Annotated in this window: 6 protein-coding genes; 5 read left to right on the forward strand and 1 reads right to left on the reverse strand. The window is 72.1% G+C overall.

The window, feature by feature from the left end; genetic code table 11:
* The first annotated feature begins 90 nt into the window (after nucleotides 1-90).
* The gene (locus tag BO39_RS09625; RefSeq protein WP_043832329.1) at nucleotides 91-2,355 is read left to right on the forward strand and encodes an NADP-dependent malic enzyme; all 2,265 of its coding nucleotides are present in this window, start codon (nucleotides 91-93) and stop codon (nucleotides 2,353-2,355) included.
* A 40-nt stretch (nucleotides 2,356-2,395) separates the two neighbouring features.
* On the opposite strand, the gene BO39_RS09630 is transcribed toward BO39_RS09625, so the two are convergent.
* The gene (locus tag BO39_RS09630; RefSeq protein WP_043832331.1) at nucleotides 2,396-4,060 is read right to left on the reverse strand and encodes a hypothetical protein; all 1,665 of its coding nucleotides are present in this window, start codon (nucleotides 4,058-4,060) and stop codon (nucleotides 2,396-2,398) included.
* 114 nt (nucleotides 4,061-4,174) lie between these two features.
* On the opposite strand from BO39_RS09630, the gene BO39_RS09635 reads away from it, so the two are divergent.
* The 4 genes from BO39_RS09635 to BO39_RS09650 form a co-directional block, all read left to right on the forward strand.
* Nucleotides 4,175-4,879 carry a vWA domain-containing protein gene (locus BO39_RS09635; RefSeq protein WP_043832333.1) on the forward strand — a complete coding sequence of 235 codons (705 nt, stop codon included), beginning with the start codon at nucleotides 4,175-4,177 and terminating at the stop codon, nucleotides 4,877-4,879.
* Entirely contained in the window at nucleotides 4,876-5,550 is a 675-nt protein-coding gene (locus tag BO39_RS09640) for a J domain-containing protein (RefSeq protein WP_043832336.1), read from the forward strand. The genes BO39_RS09635 and BO39_RS09640 overlap by 4 nt, the downstream gene beginning before the upstream one ends.
* 81 nt (nucleotides 5,551-5,631) lie before the next feature.
* Nucleotides 5,632-6,504, forward strand: coding sequence for a UTP--glucose-1-phosphate uridylyltransferase GalU (gene galU / locus BO39_RS09645; protein ID WP_043832338.1), 873 nt, complete (start codon nucleotides 5,632-5,634; stop codon nucleotides 6,502-6,504).
* A 213-nt stretch (nucleotides 6,505-6,717) separates the two neighbouring features.
* Nucleotides 6,718-7,063: 3-hydroxyacyl-CoA dehydrogenase NAD-binding domain-containing protein (locus BO39_RS09650; protein ID WP_043832340.1), on the forward strand; the 346-nt coding region annotated here is incomplete at its 3' end.

Below are 7,063 nucleotides of genomic sequence, written 5' to 3' on the forward strand. Positions count from 1 at the left end.
GCCTCCTTTTGGAATACCAGGGGCGAACGTCCCGCGGGGGGTGCCGGTTCCCCGCTGGCGCCGGGCCGCACGCGGCGCCATAACGACGGGATGGACGAGGATTTCCGCAAGGCTGCGCTCGACTATCACCGGCTGCCGAGGCCGGGAAAGCTGAGCATCGAGCCGACGAAGCGCATGGCTACCCAGCGCGACCTGGGCCTGGCCTACTCCCCCGGCGTGGCCGCGGCCTGCATGGAGATCGCGGGCGATCCCTCCAAGGCCTATGAGTACACGACGCGCGGCAACATGGTCGCGGTGATCACCAACGGCACGGCGGTACTGGGGCTCGGCGCCATCGGCGCGCTGGCGTCGAAGCCGGTGATGGAGGGCAAGGCGGTCCTCTTCAAGAAGTTCGCCAACATCGACTCCATCGACATCGAGGTGGAGGAGCGCGACCCCGAGCGGTTCATTGAGGCCGTGGCGGTGCTGGAGCCCTCCTTCGGCGCCATCAACCTCGAGGACATCAAGGCGCCGGAGTGCTTCGAGATCGAGCGCTCGCTGCGGGCGCGGATGAAGATCCCGGTCTTCCACGACGACCAGCACGGCACGGCGATCATCGTGGCCGCAGCCGTCCGCAACGGGCTGCTGCTTCAGGGCAAGCAGATCTCGGACGCGAAGATCGTGACCTCCGGCGGCGGCGCGGCGGCGCTCGCCTGCCTCGACCTGCTGGTCGAAATGGGCGCGCGGCGCGACAACATCACGGTCTGCGACATCGAGGGCGTGGTCTATGAGGGCCGCGAGGTCCTGATGGACCCCTATAAGTCGCGCTACGCCCGCGCGACGAACGCCCGCACCCTGGCCGATGCCCTGCCCGACGCGGACGTCTTCCTCGGCCTCTCGGCGCCGCGCGTGCTGAAGGCGGAGTGGCTGCCGGGGATGGCGCCGAGCCCGCTGATCCTGGCGCTGGCCAATCCCGAGCCCGAGATCCTGCCGGAGGCCGTGCGCGCCGCGCGGCCGGACGCGATCGTGGCCACGGGGCGGTCTGACTACCCGAACCAGGTCAACAACGTCCTCTGCTTCCCCTTCATCTTCCGCGGCGCCCTCGATGCCGGCGCGACCACGATCAACGAGGAGATGAAGGTCGCGGCGGTGGAGGCCATCGCGCGCCTCGCCCGCGTGGAGGCGAGCGAGGTGGTGGCCGCGGCCTATGGCGGGCAGGCACCGATCTTCGGGCCCGACTACATCATCCCCAAGCCCTTCGACCCGCGCCTGATCCTCGAGATCGCGCCGGCGGTGGCCCGCGCGGCGATGGATTCCGGCGTCGCCACCCGCCCTATCGCCGATTTCGGCGCCTACAAGCGGGAGCTGGAGCGATTCGTCTTCCGCTCGGGCGACCTGATGCGCCCGGTCTTCGCCGCGGCCCGCAACGCCGGCCACCGCATCGCCTATGGCGAGGGTGAGGATGAGCGGACGCTGCGCGCCGTGCAGACCGTGCTCGACGAGGGCATCGCCGAGCCCGTGCTGATCGGCCGGCGGGAGGTGATCACCGAAAAGGTCCGCGGCATGGGCCTGCGGATGGACCTCGAGGGCAGCGTGACGGTGATCGACCCTGGGGTCGATACCGAGCTGACCGAAGCGCTGCTGCCGATCTATGAGGCCAAGGTGGGACGCCGCGGCATCCCGCCCGACGCGGCCGCGCGGTCTCTGCGCACCCGCCCGACCGTCGCCGCCACCATGCTGCTCGAGACCGGGCGCGTGGACGCGGCCATCGTCGGCGGCACGGGCGAGTGGATGACGCACTGGCACCAGGCCTTCGACATCGTGGGTAAGCGGCCGGATGTGGGCCGTGTCTATGCCATGACCGGCGTGATCCTGCCGGCGGGCGCGCTATTCTTCGTGGACACCCACCTGCTGGTGGACCCGGACGCGGAGCAGGTGGCGGAGATGACCCACCTGGCCGCGGAGCAGGTGCGCGCCTTCGGGGCGACGCCGCGCGTGGCGCTGCTCTCCCACTCCTCCTTCGGCGCCTCCGACGCGCCCTCGGCCCGCAAGATGCGCCGCGCGCTGAAGCTCATCCAGGAGCGCGACCCGACCCTGGAGGTGGATGGCGAGATGCACGCCGACGCCGCGCTGGAGCCGGCTATCCGGGACCGGGCGATCAAGGACGGGCGGCTGACGGGCTCGGCCAACCTGCTCGTCTTCCCGAACCTCGATTCGGCGAACATCGCCTACAACCTGCTCAAGGCCGCGGCGGACGGGCTCCAGCTCGGGCCGATGCTGCTCGGGATGAGGAAGCCCGTGCACGTGATGGTGCCGACCACCACAGCACGGGGCATCGTGAACCTCTCGGCCCTCGCCGCCGCCCATCCGGGCTGACGGCGGCGCGGGCGCGCTCAGCGCGCCCCTGGGGCGTCGCTCAGCGCGCCGGCGGGGTGGCCTTGGCGGTGAGGCCGAGCTCGCGCACGGCCTGGTCGGGCGGCATGCCCACGAAGCCCACCGCCTGGAGGAAGGGCACGGGCTTGGGCGGGCGGATCGTCAGCTCGATGGTGCCGAGGTCCCGCGCGAAGCTCGCGAAGGCCTCCCGCACGCGGGTGACGCCGGCGGCCTCGCGCCCGCGCCCGGCACCCGGCAGCGGGGTGCGGAGCGCCATCTGGGCGTAGCTGTCCCGCAGCTGCCGCTCCGGCACGTTCGATTCGGCGGCCTGCTTGGCGATCAGGGTGCGCAGCAGCCCCTGGTCCGCGTAGCGCAGGCTCATCCCCGCCGCGGACCAGTTCGCCATCATCGCGAAGGGGTCGTCGGTCGAGGGCGTGCCCGGCACCGGCACGTCGAAGCCGCGGATATCCATTGTCAGGCCGAGGCGGCCCATGCCGTTCGCCTGGATGAAGAAGGGGTCCACCACGAGGTGCCCGTCCTTGCGGGTTAGGCGCGTGTCCACCCCAAGGCCGCCCTGGATGACCTTGTAGCCCAGCGCGTCGAGCATCTCGCCGCCGAACTCGTCGGGCAGGTCGAGGGTCAGGTTCTCCACCGCAAGCCGGCCGATCTCCGTGCCGGGGGCGGTGCCGTCCCAGGTGTTGAGGCCGCGGATGGCGTCGATGCGCAGCACCTGGTCGCCGGCGAGGGTGAAGTTGATGCCCTCGATCGAGCCGGACTGGTCCTGGCCGGGTGCGCCCTGCGGCGGGTTCAGGTTGTTGGCCACGGCATAGGCGATGTCGCGCACCGCCACGCCGGCGAAGGCGATGCGGCCGACCTGCGCCTCGAAGCGGCCGCCCGTGGTGGAATCGCCCTCGATGGAGAGACCGTCCATCGACATCGAGGAGAGCCGTCCCTCCCCCCAGCCGTCGAACCCCGTGCGACCGAGGCGGAAGGCCACCTGGTCCCGCTCGCTGCTCATCTCCGCACCTTCGACGAGGGCGGTGTCGGCCGCGAGCGCCCAGGGGTCGAAGGGCTGGCCCACGCGCGGCACCGTGGCGCCGGCGAGGCGGGCTCGGCCGATCCGCGCCCTCGTCACGCCGTCCGTGCGGTCGGTGAAGGTGAAGCCCTCGGCCGTGACCTCGCGCAGGCTGCCCGGGGAGTAGCCGGACAGCTGCAAGCGGCCGAGCTCAGCCTCGGCGACCCCCGGCGTCTCCACGCGGACTGCCTCGAGCGTCGCTCCCTCGGCCGACGCCGCCGCCCAGTCCACCGCCGGACCGCCGGCGAGGGCCGGCAGGACGAGGGCGGAGAAGGTGACACGCGCGGCGGTCGCGACCATCGGGTCCTTCGTGCCGCCGGTGCCGGGCGCCTCGACGCGGACGTTGTTCAGCACGGCGCTGCCGACGCGGTCCGGCGCCAGGTTCTCCAGGGTGGCCTCCCCCGCCATCAGGCGCTCCGTGCCGTGGCGGAGGGTGACGCCCTGGAGGCGGACGCGACCGGTGACGGGGTCGATGCTGCGGCTGGCCCACTCGATTGTGCCGTCGGGGCCCATGCCCGCGCGGAGGCGCGCCACGGCGGCGTCGAACTGGCGCTCTCCCTCCGCCTGGGCGAGGGCGCCGAGCGCGACGGGCAGAGCAAGGCAACTCGCAAGAAGCAGGTGACGGCGGCGCATCTGTACAGAGGTCTCCTTTAGTCACCGAAAGCTAGGCGATGCGGTGCCAGGGCGCCACTCGTGCATGCCGACGCCGCTGTTCCGTTGCGCGAGGGGACGCACCATGTTCCCGTCATGGCCCAGCCGCCCGTCCCCGTCCGTTCCAGCAGCGCCGTCTCCGCCTTCCTCCAGCGGGCGGCGGGCGTGCCGGCGCTCCGCCCCGCCCCCTCCCCCGCGCGGCTGGTCTTCGCGGTGGACGCGACAGCGAGCCGGCAGCCGACCTGGGACCGGGCCTGCCACGTGCAGGCGGAGATGTTTGGCGCGGCCGCCGGGCGGCTGACCGTTAGCCTGGCCTACTACCGCGGCCACGGGGAGTTCATGGCGACGCCCTTCCTGGCCGACGCGGCGATGCTGGCCGCCCGGATGACGGGGGTGGAGTGCCGGGGCGGGCACACGCAGATCCTGCGGCTGCTGCGACACGCGGAATCCGAGGCGGCAACGCAGCGGCTGCACGCCCTCGTTTTCGTCGGCGATGCCGTGGAGGAGGAGCCGGACGCGATCCTGGCCGCGGCGGGGCGGCTCGGCGCGCGGGGTGTCCCAGCCTTCGTGTTTCAGGAGGGCGACGACCCCGGCGCGACGCCGGTGCTCAAGGGCATTGCCGCACGGTCCGGCGGTGCCTGGGCGCCCTTCGACCCCCGCAGCCCGCGGACGCTGGCCGACCTGCTGCGCGGCGCCGCGGCCTTCGCGGCCGGCGGGCACGAGGCCTTGGCGAGGCTGCCGGGCGCGGGCGGACTGCTGGCCCAGCTCGCTGGCCCAGGCGCGCGGGGGGCGGGGCGATGATCTGGCTCGCGGCCGGCGCGCTCCTGCTGGCGCTCGCCGCCGGCGGATTGCGCGCCTTCAGCGCCGCCAGCGTGGGGCAGGTGAAGACCGTGCTCGCCGGCACCTTGGCCGGGCTTGGCCTCGTGCTCGTGGCGGTGCTGCTCGTCACGGGGCGGGCGGGGCAGATCATCTGGGCGCTGGCGCTCTTCGGCCCGGCGGCCTGGCGCTGGTGGAAGGCGCGGCAGCCGCCCAGTACGCTCGGCGGCGCGGTGCCGGACGTGGTGGAGACCACCATGCTCTCGATGCGGCTGGATCCGGCCTCTGGCACGCTCTCCGGCCGCGTCCTGCGGGGACGTTGGGCCGGGTGGGATCTCTCGGCGCTCGATCTCGCCTCGCTGCGGGATCTGCTGGCCGAGGCCGCGGCGGAGGATCCGGAGAGCGTGCCCCTGGTGGAGGCCTGGCTGGATCGGGCCCATCCGGGATGGCGCGAGCCCCCGGATTCGGCCGCGCCGCCCGGCGCCACCTCCGCGCGGGCGGAGGCGCTGGCGATCCTGGGCCTGTCGGAAGGGGTGACGGAGGCGGAGATTCGTGCCGCCCACGCAAGGTTGATGCGCGCCGCCCATCCCGATGCAGGCGGCTCCGCATGGCTGGCGGCGCGGTTGAACGCCGCGCGCGACACCTTGCTGGGCTGAGGGGGCTGCGCGGCTGGCATTCCCAACCCTGGCGGGCCATGCCACATCTCCGGTCACGAAGAAGATGAGGAACTGCAGACCGTGCTGAAGCCATTGAAAAAGGCAGTCCTTCCGGTCGCCGGCCTGGGGACGCGCTTCCTGCCCGCCACCAAGGCGCTCGCGAAGGAGATGCTGCCGATCGTCGACAAGCCCCTCATCCAATACGCGGTGGAAGAGGCGCGGGAGGCTGGCATCGAGCAGTTCTGCTTCATCACGGGGCGCGGCAAGACCGCCATCGTCGAGCACTTCGACGTTGCCTACGAGCTGGAGCGGACGCTGGCGGAGCGCGCGAAGAACACGATCCTGGAGGAGCTGCGCGCCGCCGCGCTGCAGCCCGGCTCGATCACCACCGTGCGCCAGCAGGTGCCGATGGGGCTGGGCCATGCGATCTGGTGCGCGCGCACCTTCATCGGCGACGACCCCTTCGCCATCCTGCTGCCGGACGACCTCATGCAGTGCGACGTCTCCTGCACGAAGCAGCTCGCGGACGCCTACATGGAGACCGGCGGCAACGTCGTGGCCATCGAGGAGGTCCCGATGGAGCGCGTGAACAAGTACGGCGTGCTCGACGTGGCCGAGGACAAGGGCCGGCTCGTCTCCGTGAAGGGGCTGGTCGAGAAGCCGAAGGTGGAGGAGGCGCCCTCCAACCTCACGATCATCGGGCGCTACGTGCTGATGCCGGAAGTGGTCGGCTTCCTTGCCGCCATGGAGAAGGGCGCGGGCGGCGAGGTGCAGCTGACGGACGGCATGGCCAAGATGATCGGCACCCAGCCCTTCCACGGACTGCGCTACCAGGGCCGCCGCTTCGACTGCGGCGACAAGGCGGGCTTCCTGGAGGCGCAGATCGCCTTCGCGCTGAAGCGGCCGGACCTGGCCGATGCGGTGCGGTCCTTCCTGCCGAAATACATGTCCTGAACCGGGAGGCCCGGAGCCGGATCCGCGGTGTCCGGGCCCGCCCGCCAGGAGGTGCGTTCCGGCGGCCAGGCTGGCGCGAATTGGCTTGATCGATTCGAAGGCTTTTCGAACACAGCTTGAGGATCGACCGCGCAGTCGTATCGACCGCGCGGGGCCGGGGCTTTATGGAAGGGCCGCCGCAACGCCCCCTCCGGGGCCGGACTGAGGAATCGCATGCGCGTCGCAATGATTGGGGCTGGCTATGTCGGCCTTGTCTCGGGGGCCTGCTTCGCAGAATTCGGCGTCGACGTCTGCGTCGTCGATACGGAGGTCTCGAAGGTCGAGGCGCTGCGCGCCGGCCGCATCCCGATCTACGAGCCCGGCCTCGACCGGCTGGTGGAGGAGAACGCGCGGGACGGGCGGCTGAGCTTCACCACGAACCTCGACGAGGCGATCAACGGGGCCGACGCCGTGTTCCTGGCCGTCGGCACGCCGTCCCGCCGCGGCGACGGGCATGCGGACCTCAGCTACGTCTTCGCCGCCGCCGAGCAGGTGGCGCGGGCGGCCAAGGGGCCGCTGG

This window comes from Roseomonas aerilata DSM 19363 (assembly GCF_000711725.1).
GTDB classification, from domain to species: domain Bacteria; phylum Pseudomonadota; class Alphaproteobacteria; order Acetobacterales; family Acetobacteraceae; genus Roseomonas; species Roseomonas aerilata.

Bases quoted from the DNA above. Each gene is read 5' to 3' on its own strand.
- BO39_RS09625 (WP_043832329.1), top strand. From the start codon at position 91: ATGGACGAGGATTTCCGCAAGGCTGCGCTCGACTATCACCGGCTGCCG.
- BO39_RS09630 (WP_043832331.1), bottom strand. From the start codon at position 4,060: ATGCGCCGCCGTCACCTGCTTCTTGCGAGTTGCCTTGCTCTGCCCGTC.
- BO39_RS09635 (WP_043832333.1), top strand. From the start codon at position 4,175: ATGGCCCAGCCGCCCGTCCCCGTCCGTTCCAGCAGCGCCGTCTCCGCC.
- BO39_RS09640 (WP_043832336.1), top strand. From the start codon at position 4,876: ATGATCTGGCTCGCGGCCGGCGCGCTCCTGCTGGCGCTCGCCGCCGGC.